Origin of the sequence: Curtobacterium sp. ME-Dv--P-122a (genome assembly GCF_030209645.1) — a bacterium.
Lineage (GTDB): Bacteria > Actinomycetota > Actinomycetes > Actinomycetales > Microbacteriaceae > Curtobacterium > Curtobacterium flaccumfaciens.
Genome location: NZ_JARVRO010000006.1, coordinates 364,627 through 383,270 on the forward strand (window position 1 = coordinate 364,627; position 18,644 = coordinate 383,270).

The following is an 18,644-nucleotide window of genomic DNA, read 5'->3' on the forward strand; positions in this document are numbered from 1 at the left end:
GTGTTCCGGGCTCAGTGGATCGGTGCCGGGCCGAGCTCGTCGAGGAGCTTCTGCATCGCGACGTACGCCTTGTTCCGGTAGGCCACGAGCTCGGGCGTGCGGTCGGCCGGCACCTCGAGGTACCCGGCGCCGGACTTCGTGCCGAGCTCACCGGCGTCGACGTGCTGCTGCAGCGACGGCGGGGTGGCGAAGCGCTCGGGCCAGCGGGTCTGCAGCGACTCGAAGCAGAACGCGTAGACGTCGAGCCCGGCCATGTCGGCGATCGCGAACGGGCCGAAGAACGGCAGGCGGAACCCGAACGTGGTCCGCACGATGGTGTCGATGTCGTCGGGGCTCGCGATGCCCTCGTCGGCGATCTTCGTGGCCTCCTCGAACAGCGCGTACTGCAGGCGGTTCAGGACGAACCCGGTCGAGTCCTTCACCCGCGCCGACTGCTTGCCGGTCGCGGCGACGACGGTCTCGCCGACCTCGATCGCGTGCTCGTTCGTGGTCGGGTGCGGGATGAGCTCGACGCCGGGGATGAACGGTGCCGGGTTCGAGAAGTGCACGCCGAGGAACCGCTCCGGACCCACGACCGCCTCGGCCAGCGACTCGATCAGGATCGTCGAGGTGTTCGAGCCGATCACGGCGTCGGGGCGGGCGGCCTCGCTGATGCGGCGCAGCGTGGCGTGCTTGATCTCGAGCTTCTCCGGCACGGCCTCCTCGATGAAGTCCGCGTCGGCGACGGCGGCCTCGATCGACTCGGCGGCGCTCAGGTGTGCGCGGACCCGTTCGACGGCGTCCTCGGGGAACAGTCCGTCGGAGACGAACTGTGCGGTCTCGCCGAGCAGCCGCTCCAGGTTCTGCTGGGCGATCTCGGCCGAGACGTCGGCGATCCGGACGGTGTGGCCGGCGAGGGCGAGGACCTGGGCGATCCCGCCGCCCATGTAGCCGGACCCGACGACGGCGATGTCGAGGGTGCTCATCGGATTGCTCCTTCGGTGCTGGTTGCTGCAGTCGGGGTCGCCGTCGCGTCGAGCTTCGTCGTCGCGAGGACGGATCGGATGTACTGCTGGTTGGTGGCGCAGACGCCGAGGCTGTCCCCGCCGTACTGCTCGGTCATGACGATCCCGCGGAACCCGTCGGCGACGGCGTCGCGCAGGACCTGGCGGTAGTTGATGAGGCCCGTCTCCATGGTGCTCGGCGCGCTCGTCGCCCAGCTGCCGTCGCCGGCCTCGTCACGCGTGTAGTTCTTCACGTGCAGGTAGTTGGTGTGCGGCATGGTCTTCGCGAAGAGCTCCCGCCAGTCCTCGACGGGACGGTGCAGGCGGATGAGGTTCGCGACGTCCGCGTTCAGGCCGACGTTGTCGAGCCCGATCTCCTCGACCAGGCGGACCGCGCTGTCGGAGGTGCCGAGGTACGTGTCCTCGTACAGCTCGAGCGCCATGGGCAGCCCGACGCTCGCAGCGTGCTCGCCGAGCTCCCGCAGTCGCTTGACCGCGGCGGCCCAGACCTCGGCGTCGTCGGGGTCCTTCGGGCCCGGCGCCGTCCAGAACCACAGCGCGCGCTTCTGGGCGTCCGTGAACGGCTGGTGCAGCCCGGTCGAGAAGACCTGCATGCCCCACTCGGCCGCCGCGTCGATGGTGCGGTGGGCGTACGCGAGGTTCTCGTCCTCGTGCCCGGGCTGGATGACGCTCTTGCGCTGCAGGTGCACCGACGGGATGCCGATGCCGTGCGCCTTCGCGACGGCGAACAGCTCGTCGCGTCGCGAGGCTTCGAGGTCAGCGGGCCGGATGTGACTGTCGGCGAGTTCGGCGAGCGAGAAGCCGACGGCCTCGATCTGCCCGAACACCTCGTCCCACACCTCGGCGGGGGCGTCGTGGAAGGCCGTCCCGTCGCGGGTGACCTGCGCGAACCCGTGCAGGCACGCGGCGATCGGCCAGGTCTCCGACGTCCAGGTGGTGGGGTCCCAATCCTGGTCGACCCAGTCCTGTGGAGTGGTCACGGAATGCTCCCTTGCATGTCGTGGTGGTTCAGCGGTGAACCTCTTTCCTATAGGAAAGATACTCGCACGACGCCGGAACGCAACCCCTCCGCCTCAGCTCGTGTGGGACGCGTCCGCGCGCGAACGCAACCGGACGGCGTCGATGTGGAGCCGCATCGCGGCGACGGCCGACGTCGGGTCCGCAGCCAGCGCCTCCAGGATGGCCCGGTGTTCCTGGACCGCACGATCCGTGTCGTCCCCGCCCCCCTCGACGATCTGCCGCATGCGGTGCACGCGCGTCGTGATGATCTCGGACATCTCCTCGAGGAACGGGTTCCGTGTCGCGTCGAAGATCAGCTGGTGGAACTGCCAGTCGCTGCGGAAGAAGCGGGCCATCAGCTCCTCCGGCGCGTGCGCAGCACCGACGGACGCTACCTCGGCGGCCACCGCAGCCTGCTCGTCGAGCGCTGCCGCCAGTCGCTCGCGCAGGCCGTCGACGTCACCGCGGGCCGCGAGCTCGACCGCGCCGCTCTCCACGATGAGCCGGGCGTCGAACAGAGCCTCGAGCTGGTCGCCGGCCAGGGGCGGGGAGACCCGGTAGCCCTTGTTCGCTTCACGGGTGACGAGGCCGGTGCGTTCGAGTTGCACCAGGGCTTCGCGCACCGGGGTCGGGGACACCCCGAGGGAGCGGGCCAGGCCGTCGATCGACAGCCGCATGCCCGGTTCGACGTCGTGGCCCATCAGGACCTCGAGCACCCGGTCGTAGACGCGGTCGCGCAGGCCGAGCTGCGTGATGCGCTCCGTCCCGAAGCCGGGCATGGTCGTGGACATGGGTCGATCCTAGAGAATCCATGAAACGAGGATCCTGTGCGACCGGCTCCTACAAGCTGTCGGAAGTGAGCGAAGTTCTCCTATTCTCGTGCGGGCACCCGCTGCGTCATCGACGACACCCGAAGAACGGAATCACCATGGCCCGACCCGAACGGACCGTGCGCAGAGCCTCGCGGCTCCTCCTCGCACTCACCGCGACCGCATTGGCGGCGGTGACGGTCCTCGCTGCCAGCGCGCCAGCGGACGCCGCCTCCGCGCCCGCGGAGACCACCACGGCGCCGACGGCGCCACCAGTGACGTCCGCTCCGAACACCGCCGCGCCGACCGTCCAGGCAGAGCCGACCACGCCGCTGGACGAGGCGACGCCGGAACCGACCCTCACTCCGAGCCCCACCCCGACGACGGTCCCGACACCGACACCGGTTCCCCAGCCGAGGAAGTTCACGACGAAGCCCGCAACGGTCTCTGGAACGGCCTGGTTACGAGACCGCCACTAGCCGGATTTCGTGGGAAGCGACGAACGCGACCGCGACGCTGACGAGACGTCTCGCGACCGTTAGGAAGCGAGACACACGTGCGGTCTCGGCTCATACGGGAGTTGAGCACCACCTGGAGTTCATCGGGTCCGCTCGTTCACTTGAGCTGAACGACGCGCGGGGCGGAACAGCTCATCGCTGTCCCGCCCCGCGCGTCGTCTGTGAGCTCTTGACCTCAGAGCTTCCTTTCAACGCACGCGACGCCCTGCGGTTCCCAGGCCGTCTTCCAGCCGCTCGTGCTGACGTCCTTCTGGGTGGTCTGGCGTCCGCCACCGATCCAGTAGCGCACCGACTTAACCTTGTACTTGTACTTCGGCCCCGTGGCGTATGCCTGCACCCCGCGATGCGGACCAGCGTGGCAGCCGTAGTGGAAGGTCACGGACGCGTTGGCAGTGATATCCAATGACGCGGCGACGGTCTTGCGCGAGATGCCCAGGCCGAGGCCGATGGACACACCGACTGTTGCACTCGTATCGGTATCGCAAGGCTGCGAACCCCACGCCTCGCAGTACATCGCCTTGATCTTGACCCGGTGCTTCTTCTCCACCAGCGTCTTGTTGATGACAGTCCGCTTTGCGGGTCCCCAGCCGGTGTAGCCCATGTCGGCCTCGGCTATTGAGCAGATTCCCGTGTCAGGGTCGCAGTTGACGTTGGACTGCTCCGAGTCGTTGTCACCGGCTGGAAGGTCAGTCACATCGTCGTTCACGGTCGCTGACGGGGAGAGTCCAAATCGGGGTGTCGTGATCGTGTCTTGGTCGCCTGCGTAGTTATACGTTCCACGCACCTCTGCAGACCAGTAGTAGGTTGCTCCGTCTTGCAGAACGCCAGTCGGCGCCACCCATTCGTCGTCGGTCCAGTCACTGACGACGATCGGGTTGCCCCCTTCGTAGTCCGAGAAGACCGAGTACCGGTACTGCGCGTCCTCCGGGAATGGAGTGTCGGTGGCGTCGATGAACAGGGCTGGTGTGAGCGAGGTTTCGCGGAGTGTGTCAGCCGAGTTGTCATAGTGATTCTGTCGCCAGTCGCCGATTGTGAACGTGTACTCGGCTGGGACCGTGACGTCGCTGCCGACGCGATCCACGGCAATCGAGTGCTGTCCGGTTGTGTTCGGGATGCTGAACGACTGCTTCGTGGCGCCAGTCGAGGACAGGGGCAGGGTGGCAGTGTCCACGCCGCCATCGATGAGAACGACGAGAGCTTCGTCTGACTGTCGAGCGGGGCCGGCGCTGACGGTGCAGCTGATTGGTGCGCTGGGCGTCTCGGTCAGCACAGCGCCATCAGCTGCTGGTGAGGCACACGTGATCGTCGCGGCCTTGGGGCTGCTGTACCAACCTTGGACGTCGATGACGTAGTTGGTGGGGTCGGCGATGTTGCTGAGGTTGATCTTGCCATTTGCGCCAAGGCCGACGGTAACGGTGTTGGTGCGGATTTCGTCGGTCAGGAAGTTGATCGATGTCGTGTCCGGCTGCGTCGTCCCATTGGCCCAGACGGATGCTCGGCCGTCACTGCCGCCATGCAGAGCGGTCAGAGTGAGGACAACAGCGGTGAGACCGGAGCCCATGACAGGAACTCCAGCGATACCGGCGACGGGGATCGCGCGGGTTTCGTTTTTGGCGAGGATGGCGCTGTCCGCAGCACGCGAGTTGAACACCCGTCCGACGCCCGGGGTGAAAGTCGCGCCGTCGTTACCGGCGGCGGTGAAGTACCCCTGCAGGTCGATGACGAGGTTCGCGGTCGAAGAGCCGTTGTACACCGTCATCTTCCCGTCTGAAGACAGCGGGACCTGCGCCTGGATCGACGTGTTCGCCGACGGGGCGTAGTGCAGCGCGTTTGCCGGACGCGTCTCACCCGTGGCGTAAGGGGTGAGGTATCCGTCGGAGCTGGCGGTGTTGATCGGCAGCAGGTTCACGACTGCAGCGGAAGCGCCAGCGGGGACGCCGTTGGCACCGGTGACCTGAATGTCGACGCTCTTGCCCGGCGCGAGGAGCGCTTTGGGGGCGCCGAGCCCGGAGCGAGTGTCGACGATGCGCTTGCCCGCGACGGGAACGAAGCCGCCTGCCGCGGTGCCGTCGGTGTTTGCCGTGTAGTAACCCTGTACGTCCAAGATGAGGCGAGCGGCGGTCTCGGTCTGCACCTGAATGGTGCCAGCTGCGCTCACTGCGACGACGGCGGAGTTCGAGACGTAGTCGCCCTGGTTGCCGTTGTAGATCATCATCATCGTGCGCGACGTGTCAGCGTCCGGGCGCCCGAACACGGTGCCGTAACCGGTGGTGCCGCTTGCGGTCACGTTCAGCGACACAGCGCCGACGGACCCATCGTCCGGGATCCCTGGGAGACCGGCGATCTTCACGGTTCGCCACGTGTTGGCAGGCATGGGGGTGCTGTACCCGCCCGTACCTTTCAGCGTGTCGAGGGCACGGCCGGTAGCCGGCACGAACACACCGCCACTACCGGTCTCGCTCAGCGCCTGCGCAGGCGCAACGGTTAGCAAGGACGCGACGAGTGCAACGACAACGGCTGCTGCTGCGCCGATGCCTCTGGTCCTCGACCGCGGAGAGTGCATCAACGAGCGCACGGATTCCCCTAAAGTTCTGGCCAACAGCCCCTTGCTGTTGGTTGTCAAAGCATAAGAATGAGCTGAGCTTCGGTGATGCCCCCTAGAAGGGGGGCGGGAGAAGAAACCCCAGTTCAGAGTCAGGTCTGACAAAAATAACTGAACGCAGTCTCAGATCGCGTCGAGTCGCACTGCTGGGATCGAGGTACGTTTCGATTTCAGCGACGACAGGTGCCGACGGGCGTTACGCTCCAAGCTATGAAGCTGTCGAATGGAAGCCGCGCGTGGGTCAGCGTGCTGGGCGTTCTCGCAATGGTGTGCCTTGCTGTCGGGTTCGGCGGGGTGATCGCCGCGTTCGTTCAGAACGGCGGATGCGAGGTCGGGTCTTTCACGCCTGACGCTGGTGTATGGCAGCCGTGCTCGGCACTGAATCCGGCCCTTGTATGGGGTGGCGCCCTCGCGGCCATCGGTATCCTCCTGATGGGACTGACTGCTGCTACTGCCTCGGTCCTGTACGCCATCGCCCACCAGCGACGGAGCTAGCTCAGAGCAAGCCGCTTGCTTAGTGCTGTCGGTCTTTCCGTCCACGACCGTCCTGGTGCGCGCACACCCACGAGAAATCGTCGGCGCGGAGCGAGGCGAAAAAACCGACACCAAGTGCAGCTGCTCACATCTGGGTGGGTTGGATACTCGGCCCAGTGACTGTTGCGTTACTCGTCGTGACCGTCGTCGCCGCGGTCACGGGCTTCACCGCTTGGGAGCCTCTGCTCGCCGCCGCAGTCGCTGCAGCCATGGCTGGGTCGGTCCTCTTCGTGGCGGGTCCGCGTGCTGGTCGAGAACAGCAACGTCCGCAGCAGGCCGAGTCAGCGCAGCGTGACCGGTAGCCGATGGCTCAATGAAACGGGGACTGCGGCCGTTCGATCCTGATTGCCACGACGGCAAGGTGCAGCGATCTACGTGTTCGTCGCCGCCTTGAGGATGACGACGGCGACCGCGGTCAGCAAGAGGGCGCCGCCGAGGCCGGCGAGGGGGTACCAGACGCCGCCGGCGCGGTGGTGGCGGCGGATGCCGAACGCACCGCCGGTGATGACTGCCGCGAAGCCGCCGAAGAAGGTGAGGCCCATGCTGCTGTACCAGCCGGCATCCCCGCAGGAAACGGTGCGGGCGGCGCAAGTGCTGTACGAGATGAGGCTCTCGTTCAGGATGTAGCCGACGCAGCCGATCGCGGCGAGCAGCCCGACGACGATGACGACCCAGATGAGGACGAGGTTCCACAGCGCGCCGCGGTCGCCGAGCGGTGCGCGTCGGATGCGGGACGCCATCGGGCTCCTGTTCTGGTCCGTCTCTCGGATGTCATCAGAGTGCCATGCGGGCAGCGAGGATCGATGCCATCGCCGCTGGCCACAGCGCATCCAGCCGCGGCCCCCATGGTTCTGCCATCACCCCACTCTGACGAAGCGCGGCGACCTCCGACAGGGAGACCCAGCGCGAATCCATCACCTCGGTCGGATCCGCTCGCACCGCGGACCCATTCGGCTCCTGCACGACGAAGAGGTCCACGAGCGCCGTCTCCTCGGTGAAGCGGCCGACGCGGCGCAGCGCCTCGGGCTCGACGGTGACGTTGGTCTCCTCGAGCAGCTCTCGGCACGCAGCTGCAGGACCAGTCTCGCCTGCGAACGCGCTCCCACCGGGGAACTCCCACCCGAAGGCGAACTCCTTCGTCGGAGCCCGCTGCGTGAGCAGGACGGTTCCGTCGGCTCGGTAGACGCACACCGTTACCACCAGATGGAACGCCCTGCCCGGCCAACCCGCGTCACCGCGCCGGAACGTCCCACCCGTCGGCACCCCGGCCGCGTCAACAAGATCCCACCACTCGTCCACACCGCCAGCGTAGGACGAACCGGCACGCGGAACGTCGACATGCGGCGTCCGGCGGCGGATCGGCTACCGAGACGTGGACGAGGGGTTCCAGTGGTCGGAGCAGGACGGTAACGTGCCGCCATGCACTGGGGGGACACCGGACTCGACGACGACCAGATCGCGTTCGTGCAGCAGACGCTCCCCGATGCCGTCGTCGTGGCCGATGAGTCGTGGGGGCTCCTCGACACGAGGGTCCTGCACGTCCGCGCTGGCGACGACGGCTTCACCGTGAAGGCCTCCAGCCAGACCAACACGCACTTCCCTCGCGAGCTCGACGCCCACCGCACCGCCACCGCCGCACTCCGAGCCAGCGGGGACACCGGTGCCCTCGTCGCCGCGAACGAGGAACACCGCGTCCTCGTGCTCGAACGCGTCCCCGGGCACCTCGCCCTCGGGACCCCGGACGAGCACGACACCGACGTCCACCGTCAGGCCGGGGCAGTGCTCCGACGGCTGCACGACCAGGACACCCGCCACGACCCGACGTTCCTACTGCACGAGCAGGCGAAGGCACTGGCCGCGCTCGACGCCCCGCACCGGATCCCGGACGACGTGGTCGCCCGCGCACGAGCGGCACTGCGCGCACTCCCGACCGACCACGCGACGCAGGCCCTCGTCCCGACCCACGGCGACTTCCACCCGCGCAACTGGATCGTGGACGACGACGCCCGCGACGACCGCGACCGCAGGCTCCGCGTCATCGACTTCGGCCGGTTCGGCTGGCGCCCCGCGTCCTTCGACCTCACCCGCCTCGCGGTGCTGCACTGGCAGCACGATCCCGCCCTCGAAGCGGCGTTCTTCGACGGGTACGGCGACGATCCGCGCACTCCGGACGCGTGGCGCTGGCTGCAACTCCGCGAAGCAGTGGGGACGGCGACCTGGGCCTACGCGGTCGGCGACGAGGGCTTCGAGGCCCAGGGCCACGACATGCTCCGCAACGCCCTCGCCGCGTTCTGACCAGTCAGGCCCGAACGCAGCTCACGGCACCCGCACGAACCGCGGCGCCCCACGGTCCCGCAACCGGAAGCCGAGGTGCTGGTACAGCCCGATCGCCCCGGTGTTCCCGGCGGCCGCGTGCATCAGAGGGGTCTCACCACGCTCCCGGATCCCGTGCGCGACGGCGAGCACGAGCCGCCGCCCGAACCCCTGCCCCCGGTACGCGTCGTCCGTGCACACCGCGCTGATCTCGGTCCACCCCGGCGGGTGCAGGCGCTCCCCCGCCATGGCGACGAGCCGCCCGTCCCGCCGGATGCCCAGGTACGTGCCGAGCTCGATCGTCCGCGGCAGGAACGGCCCCGGCTTCGTCCGCTCCACCAGGGCGGTCATCTCCGGCACGTCGTCGGGCGTCAGCACGACGGCTTCGTCGTCCGGCGCACCCTCGATCGCCTCACCGGTCAGCTGCACGCCGCCGGCACCCTCGACGAGCTCCCACCCCTCGGGCAGGACGGCAGCCGCACCGACGCCGAGCATCCCGCCCGACCCGAGCAGCGCCCGGACGTCCTCCCAGTCCTGCTCGGTGGGCTGCTCGGGGATCCCCGTCCACACCGACACGTCGGTCTGGTAGCGGACGACGTCGCCGCGCCGCTCGGCGAACCGCGCATGGTGGCTGTTCAGTGCGGCCATGGCGGGTGCGTCGAGCATGCGCGTCGGGGTGCCGTCGTCGGCGATGGTCAGGTCGAGCGTCCGGAGCGCTTCGCCGCGGGCATCACCACCACGGAACCCGAGGTCCTCGATCCGCCGACGATCGCCGTCCGCCCACCCGGCGGTGTCCGCGACGACACCGGAGGCGTACTGGTTCGTGGCACGGTGGACGACCTGCTCGACCTCCGCTGCCGAGGCCACGAAGACCTCTCCCGGTCGGGGCAGCGCGGTCGAGGTCGGCGCAGTCGTCGTCATGCCACCATTCTCCGCCCGCGGCGAGCGCCGCCGACGCATCGTTGCACCCGGTGACGCCGTGCCGCGGCTCGCACGGTGCGAGGGGGCCCACAACCCGAGCGAGGTTCCGTACTCGGTGCGAGGGCACGTGCACCGCACGGAGTACGCAACCTCGCACCAGACCGAGCACCAGACCGAGCGCCCCGCCCCGCCTCACCCCAGCCGCGCCGCCACGAACTCGACCATCCGCCGCACCAGCAGCGCCTGCGACGCCGCCCGCCGGTACTCGTGCCCCTCACCCTCGAGCTCCAGGTACTCCACGTCGTGCGCCCGCTCCCGCAACGCCGCGACGACCTGGTGCGCCTCACCGATCGGCACGTTCGTGTCGAGCTCCCCGTGCACGACGAGCAGCGGCGCCGTGACGTCGTCGATCGCGCGCATCGGCGACAGTGCTGCGAGCAGGGCCTCGTCCTCGACCGGGTGGCCGTACTTCGTCGCGGCAGCGGCCGCGATCCACGGTTCGGTGTCCCGGTAGAAGGTCGCGAAGTCGCTCATCCCGCACACCGCGACCCCGGCTGCGAACACGTCGGGCGTGAACGCCAACGACGCGAGGGTCGCGTACCCGCCGTAGGAGCGCCCCTCGACGGCGACGCGGGAGCGATCGGCGTACCCGTTGGTCACCAGGAACCGCGCGCAGTCGACGACGTCGGCGAGCGCGTTCCACCGCAGCGCCAGGTCGTCGGCGTGCACGAACTCGTGGCCGTACCCGCTGGACCCGCGGATGTTCGGTGCGAACACGGTCACCCCCGCGGCGGCGAGCGCCTGGTGCTGCGGCGAGAACGTGGGTCGTTCCTGCGACTCCGGTCCGCCGTGCAGGTGGACGAGCGCTGCGCGGCCGGGAGGCACGACATGCGTTCCGACGTCGGCTCCCGTCCCCGACGCGGTCGGCTCCACGGCCCGGTACAGCCACCCGGTCAGCTCCAGTCCGTCGCGGGCGGCGAACCGCTCGAGCGTCGGCTCGACCAGCTGCACGTCCGGCAGCACCGGCACGTCGGTGACCCGGCTCCAGGTCAGCGCGTTCGTGTCGAGCCGCCACAGTTCGCGCGGCCGGGTCGGTCCCTCGACGGCGAGCAGCACGCTCCGGCCGTCGCGGCTGAGCACGGGGTCGGTGACGACGTACCCGGGCAGGTCCGGCACGGGGGTGCGCGAGGCGTCGTGCGTGTTGATGAGGTCGAGTTCACTCCGGCCGTCGACGTTCCAGACGAGCAGCAGCGTGCGGCCGGCGTCGTCAGCGTCCAGGTACTCGAGCTCGGCGTCGTCGCGCTCGACGATCCGCCGGGGCGTGCCGCGCCAGCCGTGCGGCCCGACCGGCTGCGCGACGAGTCCGCGGCGGGGCAGTCCGGCCTCGGTGGCGACGTAGGCGACGAGCGGGCTGGTCTCGCTCGCGGGCGAGGGCCGCAGGAACGCGATCTCGGCGGACCCGTCGGGGTCGTCGGCGAACAGGGCATGGCTCTCGTCGGTCAGCCGGTCGACGACGACGACGAACTCCTGGCCGCGCTGCCCGTCGCTCAGCACGACGAGCCGTTCCTCCACCGACAGGTCGAGGATGTGGATGAGCTCCCCCACGGCCAGGTCGTCGCGGTCCCCGGTGACCGGGTCGACCAGGTACGCACGGGCCGGCTGCTCGGGCTCGGTCGAGGGCAGGGTGATGACGACCCGGTGGCCGCTGCGGCTCCACGGTCCGAGTTCGGCGTGCTGGTACCGCGAACCGGCGATCTGCGCGGCGTCGGAGCCGTCCGGCCGCACCACCCAGACCTGCTGCTTCACGCCACCGTCGGTCGCGATGGCGACGGCGAGCCACTCCCCGTCGGACGACCACGACACCCGGATCACGGGGTCGTCGGAGAACGCGATCCGCACCGGTTCCGGCAGCTCGCCGTCGACGACGACGTCCTGCACGAAGACCTCGGGGGTGCCGTGCCGGTCGCTCACGAACGCCACGCGCCGGGCGTTCCGGGTCATGGTCGGTCCCCACGACCCCCAGGCGGCGGTGAGCCGCGCACCCAGGTCGGCCGCGGCCCTGGTGGTGACCGACGGCTCGACGGTGGCCGACGACGCGACGCCCTGCGCGCCTCCAGTCCGGACGGAACCCACGGTCACCGCACCCCCTGCTGCTGCAGCCACATCTCGATCAGGCCGAGCTGCCAGAGCGCGTTGGCGCCGATCGCGGTCCTGGTGCTGTTCGGGTCCTGGAGCATCCGCTCGACGGTGGCGGGGTCGAAGAGCCCGCGCTCCCGCGCCTCGGGTGCGTGCAGTGCGTCGCGGACGCGCTCCAGGTACGGGCCCTCGAGCTGCCGGATGGCGGGGACCGGGAACGAGCCCTTGCTGCGGTCGATGACGGCGTCGGGCACGATCCCGCGCGAGGCGCGCTTCATCACGCCCTTGCCGCCGTCGGTGAGCTTCATCGACGGCGGGATCGCGGCGGCGAGCTCGACGAACTCGTGGTCCAGGAACGGCACGCGGGCCTCGAGCCCCCACGCCATCGTCATGTTGTCGACCCGCTTCACCGGGTCGTCGACGAGCATTATCGTGGTGTCGCTGCGGAGCGCAGCATCGACGCTCGTCTCCGCGCCCGGCCGTGCGAACTGGCGGTCCACGAAGGCCGACGGGGTGTCGTCGTCGCTCTTCCACCGCTCCCCGAGCAGGCCCTGCAGCGCCGGCCAGCGGCGGTCCATGAACACGGAACGGTAGGCCTCGGCCGCCTGGTCGCGCGGGACGTCGGCGAGCGGGGGGTACCAGTCGTACCCGGCGAGCACCTCGTCGGCGCCCTGGCCGGACTGCACCACCTTGACGTGCTGCGAGACCTCCTGCGACAGCAGGTAGAAGGCGACGCAGTCGTGGCTGACCATCGGCTCGCTCATCGCGGCGACAGCACCGTCGATGCCGTCGAGCAGCCGCGACGAGGGGATGTGGATGCGGTGGTGGTCGGTACCGAAGTGCTTCGCGACCTGGTCGGAGTACTCGAACTCGTCGCCGGACTCGCCGCCCGCCGCGTCGAACCCGATGCTGAACGTGGCGAGGTCCTGCTGCCCGGCCTCGGCGAGCAGCCCGACCACGAGCGAGGAGTCGATCCCGCCGGAGAGCAGCACCCCGACCGGGACGTCGGCGACCATCCGGCGCTCGACGGCGGTGCGGAGCGAACCGATGAACGCCTGCTCCCAGTCGTGCTCGGACCAGTCGGACTTGGCTGGGTCGCGCTCGAAGCGCGGCTCCCAGTAGACGGTGTCGTGAGTGGCGCCGTCGGGGTCGATCACCCGGACGGTCGCGGGCGGGAGCTTGCCGACGCCGGCCAGGATCGTGCGGGGTGCGGGGACGATGGAGTGGAAGCTCATGTACGAGGCGAAGGCGACGGGGTCGATGGACGTGTCGACGCCGCCGGCGCTCGTGCCGCCGCTGCCGCTCGTGCTGCCGTTGCCTCCGCTGCCGGCGTCGCCGGCCAGGATCGCGGGCAGGGAGCTCGCGAACCGGAGGCCGCCCGGGACGGGTGCGACGTAGAGCGGCTTGATGCCGAGCCGGTCCCGCGCCAGCACCAGTCGGCCGCTGCCGTGCTCCCAGATGGCGATGGCGAACATCCCGATCAGGTGGTCGACGAACGCGGTGCCCCACTCGGCGTACGCCAGGGCGATGACCTCGGTGTCCGACGTCGACGCGAACCGGTGCCCCTTGCCGTGCAGCTCGTCGCGGAGCTGCCGGTAGTTGTAGACCATCCCGTTGTAGGCGATCGTCAGCCCCGCCTCGGCCAGCACCATCGGCTGCGCGCCCGCGGTGGACAGGTCGACGATGGACAGCCGTCGGTGCCCCAGGGCGACCGGGCCGCGAGCCCACAGGCCGTCGCCGTCCGGGCCGCGGTGCGTCATGCAGCCGGTCATCCGGGCGACCGCCCCGACGTCCGGCGCTCGGCCGTCGAACCGGATCTCACCCGCGAGTCCACACATCAGCGCTCTCCCTCGGTGTCAGCCGGGGCGTTCCCGACGATCCACGTGTCCTTCGCGCCGCCGCCCTGCGACGAGTTGACGACCATGCTGCCCTCGGGCGCGACGCGCGTCAGGGCGACGTCGGCCAGGTGCACGTCGTCCGGTCCGGTCCCCGTCGCGTAGACGAAGGCCCGCAGGTCCACGTGCCGCGGGTCGAGTCCGGCGGGTCCGATCGTCGGGTGCGAGGACAGCTGCACCACCTCCTGTCCCACCCACCCGGCGGGGTCGGCCGCGATCTCGCGCCGTCGTTCCGCGACCTCGGGGGCGCTCGCGCTCGGTCCGATCAGGACCCCGCGGCCGCCCTCGCCGTCGACCGGCTTCGTGACGAGTTCCCCGACGCGGTCCAGGACCGACAGCCGTTCCACCTCGATGCTCGTGCGGTACGTCGGCACCGATGCCAGCAGGGGTTTCTCGTCCAGGTAGTACCAGATCAGGTCCGGCACGGTGACGTACATCGCCTTGTCGTCGACCAGCGCGTTGCCCGGCGCGTTCGCCAGGTAGACGCGTCCTGCCTCCGCCGCGTCGAGGATCCGCGCACCCAGGTCGGGAGCGTGCTCCGCCGTCAGCGCGCTGACGTCGCGGTCGATCCGCAGGTACAGCCCGTCGAGCACGTCACCCGTCGTCGCGTCGACCACGCGTCCGTCACGGACGTCCAGGTCCGACCCGGACAGGAGGAGCAACCCGGCCCCGTCGGCCAGCCTGCGGTGTTCGAACCACGCGCCGGCGGCCGGGCCGTCGCTGACCAGCGCGATCACGGGATCGGTCGCGCCCGTCACCGCGGTGGTGTTCGCGCAGAGGGTCCGGCGCAGCCGGTCGATCACGCCGTGCGGGTCGCGCAGGTGCGCCGGCCGCGGCGCGTCCGGCACGACGTCGTCCATCAGCTCGCGCAGGGCGATGCCGTACGCGACGCCCGAGGGCGAGCGGACGTTGTCCTCGAGCACCCGCCAGCCGCCGAACTCGTTGCGCACCAGGTCGAACCCGAGCACCGGAGCACGGACCGCCGTCGCCGGCAGCCGGGTGGCGTCCGGGTCCCAGCCCTTCGCGCCGACGAAGTGGTCCGCGTCCAGCACGCCGTCGGCCACGATCCGCCGGTCGCCGTACGCGTCACGCAGGAACAGCTCGATCGCGCGGGCACGCTGCCCCAGGCCACGCTCGAGCTGCGACCACTCGTACGCGCTGATCGTCCGGGGCACCAGGTCGCAGCCGAACGCCTGCGCGCCACCGTCCACCACGAAGCCGACGTGGTGCTCGCGGGTCCAGACGTCGCGGGCGGTGCAGCGCTCGATCGCGGTCTCGGCGTCCCACCCGTCGAAGAACGCCGCCAGGTCACGGAACGCCGGACGGGGGCGCGCCCCGGGGCCGACCGCCTCGTCGCCGGCGCGGACGCGGTACCCGGGGATCGGGACCACCGGGTCCTCGTCGCGTCCGGACGGGAGTCCCGCGGTGTCCTCCACCACCAGGGCGACGACGTCGTCCATCTCCCCGCGCTCGGCGTAGGCGGTGCGCTGCCGGTCGGTGGAGTTGCCACGGGCCAGGGTCGCGTCGAGCAGCTCCGTCACCGTCCCCCAGTCGCCGAGCTCCTCGAGCTCCGGGCGCAGGCGGGACACGATCTGGCGCACCGCGACCTCGGCGGGCAGCCGTTCGGGGTGCTGCCCGAGGCCGACGAGTTCCCCGCTCAACCCGGAGCGGGCGGCCTGCCACATCGCCGCACGGTGCAGGGGTTCGCTGCGCGGGTGCCACTCGGCGCCGGACACGACCGACTTCTCGGCCTTGCGCACCGCGGCGCGGAAGAGTCCGGCGATGAGCACGGCGTCGTCCACCACCGGGGTCGCGTCGCAGACCCGCAGCTCGAGCGTCGGCGCGTGCGACGACGGCCGCACGTCGAAGTAGGCCATCTTCTTGTCGGCGATCACGCCCGAGGCGATCAGGTCGTCGAGCACCCGGTCGTACTCGGCGGCGTCCTCCACCGGGCCGAAGCTGCCGGCCGACGGCCACCGCTGCCAGATGATGCTCCGGAACGAGGCGTACCCGGTGTCCTGCCCGTTCCAGAACGGACTCGACGCACTCAGGGCGAGCAGTACCGGGAGCACCGGCGCCACCCGCTGGGCGATCAGCACCGCCAGGTCGCGGTCGCTCACCCCGACGTGCACCTGCAGGCCGCAGATGAGCTGTTCGTCGACGAGCATCCGGTACTGCTCCTGCATCCGGCCGTACCGACCGCCGGAGCTCAGCTCGAAGTCGGCGTACTCCGACCTCGGCGCGGTGCCGACGGCGGCGATGGTGACCCCGGCCGGGGCGATCGCGGCGCTGAGCTCACTGCGCAGGTCGACGATCACCCGCCGCAGGTCGTCGAGGGTCCGCACCACCGGGGTGTTCGTCTCGATCGTCGTGCGCTGCAGCTCGGCGCCGAAGCGGTCGGTGGGCAGTTTGGGCAGAAGGCGCGGGGCCTTCGCGGAAAGTCGGCCGGACTCGAGGTCGATGAGGTGCAGCTCTTCCTCGGCGCCGAGCGTCAGCTCTGCACTCATGGCTGGAACCTACGCGTGTGCCCTGTGGCGTGTCCGCCGCCGCTCCGCCCGACTCACGCTCGTAACATATGTCAAATATTGGCTCGATGACCTCTCTCATCTCCGCCGTCGGGTTGTCCCGCTCGTTCCGCGGCCCCGGCGAACGGGAAGCCTTCGTCCTCGACGACGTCACGGTGTCCGTCCCCCGCGGCGAGTTCGTCACCATCGTCGGACCCAGCGGGTCGGGCAAGTCCACCCTGCTGCAGTGCCTGTCCGGACTGGACTCCCCCAGCTCCGGCTCGGTCCACATCGACGGCACCGACCTGGCGACGCTCCGCGGGGACGCCCTCGCACGGTTCCGCCGCGACCACATCGGTTTCGTGTTCCAGTCGTACAACCTCATCCCGGCACTGACGGCGTTCGACAACGTCGCCCTGCCGCTGCGCCTGGCGTCCGGCTCACTCGACCGGTCGACCGTCCACGACGCCCTCGCCGCCGTCGGCCTGTCCCACGTGGCCCGGCAGCGACCGGGGCAGCTCTCCGGCGGGCAGCAGCAGCGGGTGGCGATCGCGCGCACGATCGTCACGGCCCCCGACGTGGTCTTCGCCGGCGAGCCGACCGGTGCCCTCGACTCCGAGTCCGGCGCGAGGGTGCTCGCCTTGCTGCAGGGCGCCGCCACGGGATCGCGCTCCGTGGTGATGGTCACGCACGACCTCGAGGCAGCGGCTCGTGGTGACCGGGTGCTCGTCCTGCGTGACGGACGCCTGCACCGCGAACTCGTCGCACCGACCGCGGCCGACGTGCTGCAGGCGGTGTCCCGGTGATCGCCCGACTCGTCCTCTCCGAGGTGGCGCGGTCGTGGCGTCTGTGGACCGCGGCCTTCGTCGTGATGGTCCTCGCGGCCCTCGTCGCCCTGGTCTGCGCCGGGGACGTCTCGACCGCCGCCGCCGTCACCGACCCCGTCGACGCAGCCGGACTCCGGAACCACGCGCTGGTGTTCGGGGCGATGAACGCGATCGTGGTGATCGGTGCCCTGAACGTGCTCGTCGGCTTCTCGATCCGGACGCAGCGTCAGGACCACGCACGCTGGCAGCTGGCGGGGATCGGTCCCGGACTGGTCGAGCGCGTGGTGCTCGCCCAGGCCGCGACACTGGCACTCGTCGCGTTCGCCACAGCCCTCGCACTCGTGCCGCTCGTGCTCGGCGCCCTGATGGCGTTCCTGTCGGCACCGCTGCGGAATCCGGGTGCAGCGGCACTCCAGCCGCGACTCGGCGTCGTCGAGACCACGGTCGCGCTCGTGGTCTTCGTCCTCGTGGTCCTGCTGAGCGCCATCGGGGCGGCACGCGCGGCTTCGAGGACCCCCGCACTCCTCGCCGTCCGGGAGCCCGAGCTCGAGCCGACGCGCCCCGGTCGCGCTCGACTCGTCACCGCGTACGCCCTCGGCGGCATCGCCCTGGCGATGTACGCCGCGACGCTGCTCGGCGAACGCGGGATGTCGATGCTCTTCCTCGTCCCGGCGATGGGCGTGGTCATCGCATCGGCACCGTGGTCGTGCCAGCGGCTGGTCTCGGCCTGGACCGCGGCGGTGCCCGGGTCACCGGTCGCCTGGTTCCTCGCCCGCGAATCACTGCGCTTCCACGCAGCACGGAGCCACGCGGCGGTCGCACTGCTCGCCGTGGCCGTGATGCTCGCCGCCCTCACCGGTCTGGCCGGCGTCTGGGACTCCCCGGCGTACTACCGCGGCGGCCTGGCGATCTTCGGCGGGCCGGTCCTCATCGTCCTGTTCACCGGGGCCGCGACCGTCGTGATGACCACGTCGGGCCGGCGGCGCGATGTAGCCCTGCTCGTCGTCGCCGGCGGGACGTTCCGGACCGCACTCGTCGGGGCCGTCCTCGAGGCCGTCGCCCTCGTCGTGACCTCGGTGCTCATCGCACTGCCGTTCGCACTCGCGAGCATCCCCGCAGCCCTGACGAGCTGGACCGACCCACTCCGGCCGGTGCCGTTCGTGATCGCGATCGGCCTGGTGATCATGCTCGTCGCGACCGTCAACCCCGTGTTGCAGGCCCGACGCCGGTCACTCGGCCCGCAGCTCGCCGACACTGCGTCCTGATCACGGTGGACGGCTGAAATACCACATAGGCTTGCCGTACGGGTCGCGTCTCCGCCGGGAAGCGACCCCAGGGCAACGATGAAGCCCACCACCGGTAGGACGGTGATGGGCTTCGATTTGCTCTCCGAGTGGAAAGCCGGGACGGGCAACAGCCGTTCCCGAGTCGTAACGCTCGGGTCCAGTGTAATCGAGCTCCGGCTCGATTGCACGCCCGTCCCGGTCCACCGCTCCTCGTGTCCGCCGGCGCTGACACCGGAGGTGGTCTCGATGTCGAACGACACCGATCCCAAGCCCAGGCGTCGGGTGTTCTGGCTGGG

Annotated in this window: 15 protein-coding genes; 4 read left to right on the forward strand and 11 right to left on the reverse strand. The window is 70.2% G+C overall.

Going from position 1 to position 18,644, the window contains the following annotated elements; genetic code table 11:
* Nucleotides 1–11: 11 nt before the first annotated feature.
* The 5 genes from QRN49_RS06615 to QRN49_RS06635 form a co-directional block, all read right to left on the reverse strand.
* On the reverse strand, nt 12–965 hold the full coding sequence (locus tag QRN49_RS06615; RefSeq protein WP_209080737.1) for a 3-hydroxyacyl-CoA dehydrogenase family protein: 954 nt from the start codon (nt 963–965) through the stop codon (nt 12–14).
* On the reverse strand, nt 962–1,984 hold the full coding sequence (locus QRN49_RS06620; RefSeq protein ID WP_284754681.1) for a sugar phosphate isomerase/epimerase family protein: 1,023 nt from the start codon (nt 1,982–1,984) through the stop codon (nt 962–964). Before QRN49_RS06620 ends, QRN49_RS06615 begins: the two co-directional genes overlap by 4 nt.
* A gap of 93 nt (nt 1,985–2,077) precedes the next feature.
* Complete coding sequence (locus QRN49_RS06625; RefSeq protein WP_017887786.1) at nt 2,078–2,794, reverse strand: GntR family transcriptional regulator; 717 nt, start codon at nt 2,792–2,794, stop codon at nt 2,078–2,080.
* A gap of 106 nt (nt 2,795–2,900) precedes the next feature.
* On the reverse strand, nt 2,901–3,239 hold the full coding sequence (locus QRN49_RS06630; protein ID WP_284754685.1) for a hypothetical protein: 339 nt from the start codon (nt 3,237–3,239) through the stop codon (nt 2,901–2,903).
* A gap of 266 nt (nt 3,240–3,505) precedes the next feature.
* Nucleotides 3,506–5,704: a hypothetical protein gene (locus QRN49_RS06635; RefSeq protein ID WP_282820094.1), complete on the reverse strand. Its 2,199-nt coding sequence runs from the start codon at nt 5,702–5,704 to the stop codon at nt 3,506–3,508.
* A 438-nt stretch (nt 5,705–6,142) separates the two neighbouring features.
* Between QRN49_RS06635 and QRN49_RS06640 the strand changes: the two genes are divergently transcribed.
* Entirely contained in the window at nt 6,143–6,427 is a 285-nt protein-coding gene (locus tag QRN49_RS06640; RefSeq protein ID WP_282820093.1) for a hypothetical protein, read from the forward strand.
* Nucleotides 6,428–6,837: 410 nt separating this feature from the next.
* On the opposite strand, the gene QRN49_RS06645 is transcribed toward QRN49_RS06640, so the two are convergent.
* Both QRN49_RS06645 and QRN49_RS06650 read right to left on the reverse strand, forming a co-directional pair.
* Nucleotides 6,838–7,206 (reverse strand): hypothetical protein, encoded by a 369-nt coding sequence (locus QRN49_RS06645; protein ID WP_282820092.1) that lies wholly within the window; start codon nt 7,204–7,206, stop codon nt 6,838–6,840.
* Nucleotides 7,207–7,240: 34 nt separating this feature from the next.
* Entirely contained in the window at nt 7,241–7,765 is a 525-nt protein-coding gene (locus QRN49_RS06650) for an NUDIX domain-containing protein (protein WP_284754689.1), read from the reverse strand.
* A gap of 120 nt (nt 7,766–7,885) precedes the next feature.
* Here QRN49_RS06650 and QRN49_RS06655 point away from each other — a divergent pair, with 120 nt between their 5' ends.
* Nucleotides 7,886–8,761, forward strand: coding sequence for an aminoglycoside phosphotransferase family protein (locus QRN49_RS06655; RefSeq protein ID WP_284754691.1), 876 nt, complete (start codon nt 7,886–7,888; stop codon nt 8,759–8,761).
* Between the two features lie 21 nt (nt 8,762–8,782).
* Here QRN49_RS06655 and QRN49_RS06660 read toward each other — a convergent pair whose 3' ends face one another.
* From QRN49_RS06660 to QRN49_RS06675, 4 genes are all read right to left on the reverse strand, one after another.
* A complete protein-coding gene (locus QRN49_RS06660) occupies nt 8,783–9,700 on the reverse strand; it encodes a GNAT family N-acetyltransferase (RefSeq protein WP_284754693.1) in 918 nt (305 codons plus the stop codon).
* Nucleotides 9,701–9,892: 192 nt separating this feature from the next.
* Nucleotides 9,893–11,839 (reverse strand): S9 family peptidase, encoded by a 1,947-nt coding sequence (locus QRN49_RS06665; RefSeq protein ID WP_284754694.1) that lies wholly within the window; start codon nt 11,837–11,839, stop codon nt 9,893–9,895.
* Complete coding sequence (locus QRN49_RS06670) at nt 11,836–13,674, reverse strand: N-acetylglutaminylglutamine amidotransferase (protein WP_284754697.1); 1,839 nt, start codon at nt 13,672–13,674, stop codon at nt 11,836–11,838. The genes QRN49_RS06665 and QRN49_RS06670 overlap by 4 nt, the downstream gene beginning before the upstream one ends.
* Nucleotides 13,674–16,238, reverse strand: coding sequence for a glutamate--cysteine ligase (locus tag QRN49_RS06675; RefSeq protein ID WP_284754699.1), 2,565 nt, complete (start codon nt 16,236–16,238; stop codon nt 13,674–13,676). Before QRN49_RS06675 ends, QRN49_RS06670 begins: the two co-directional genes overlap by 1 nt.
* An 86-nt stretch (nt 16,239–16,324) precedes the next feature.
* Here QRN49_RS06675 and QRN49_RS06680 point away from each other — a divergent pair, with 86 nt between their 5' ends.
* Together QRN49_RS06680 and QRN49_RS06685 are read left to right on the forward strand one after the other, a co-directional pair.
* Nucleotides 16,325–17,041 carry an ABC transporter ATP-binding protein gene (locus tag QRN49_RS06680; RefSeq protein WP_284754701.1) on the forward strand — a complete coding sequence of 239 codons (717 nt, stop codon included), beginning with the start codon at nt 16,325–16,327 and terminating at the stop codon, nt 17,039–17,041.
* Nucleotides 17,038–18,327: a hypothetical protein gene (locus QRN49_RS06685; RefSeq protein ID WP_284754704.1), complete on the forward strand. Its 1,290-nt coding sequence runs from the start codon at nt 17,038–17,040 to the stop codon at nt 18,325–18,327. Before QRN49_RS06680 ends, QRN49_RS06685 begins: the two co-directional genes overlap by 4 nt.
* Nucleotides 18,328–18,644 lie beyond the last annotated feature (317 nt).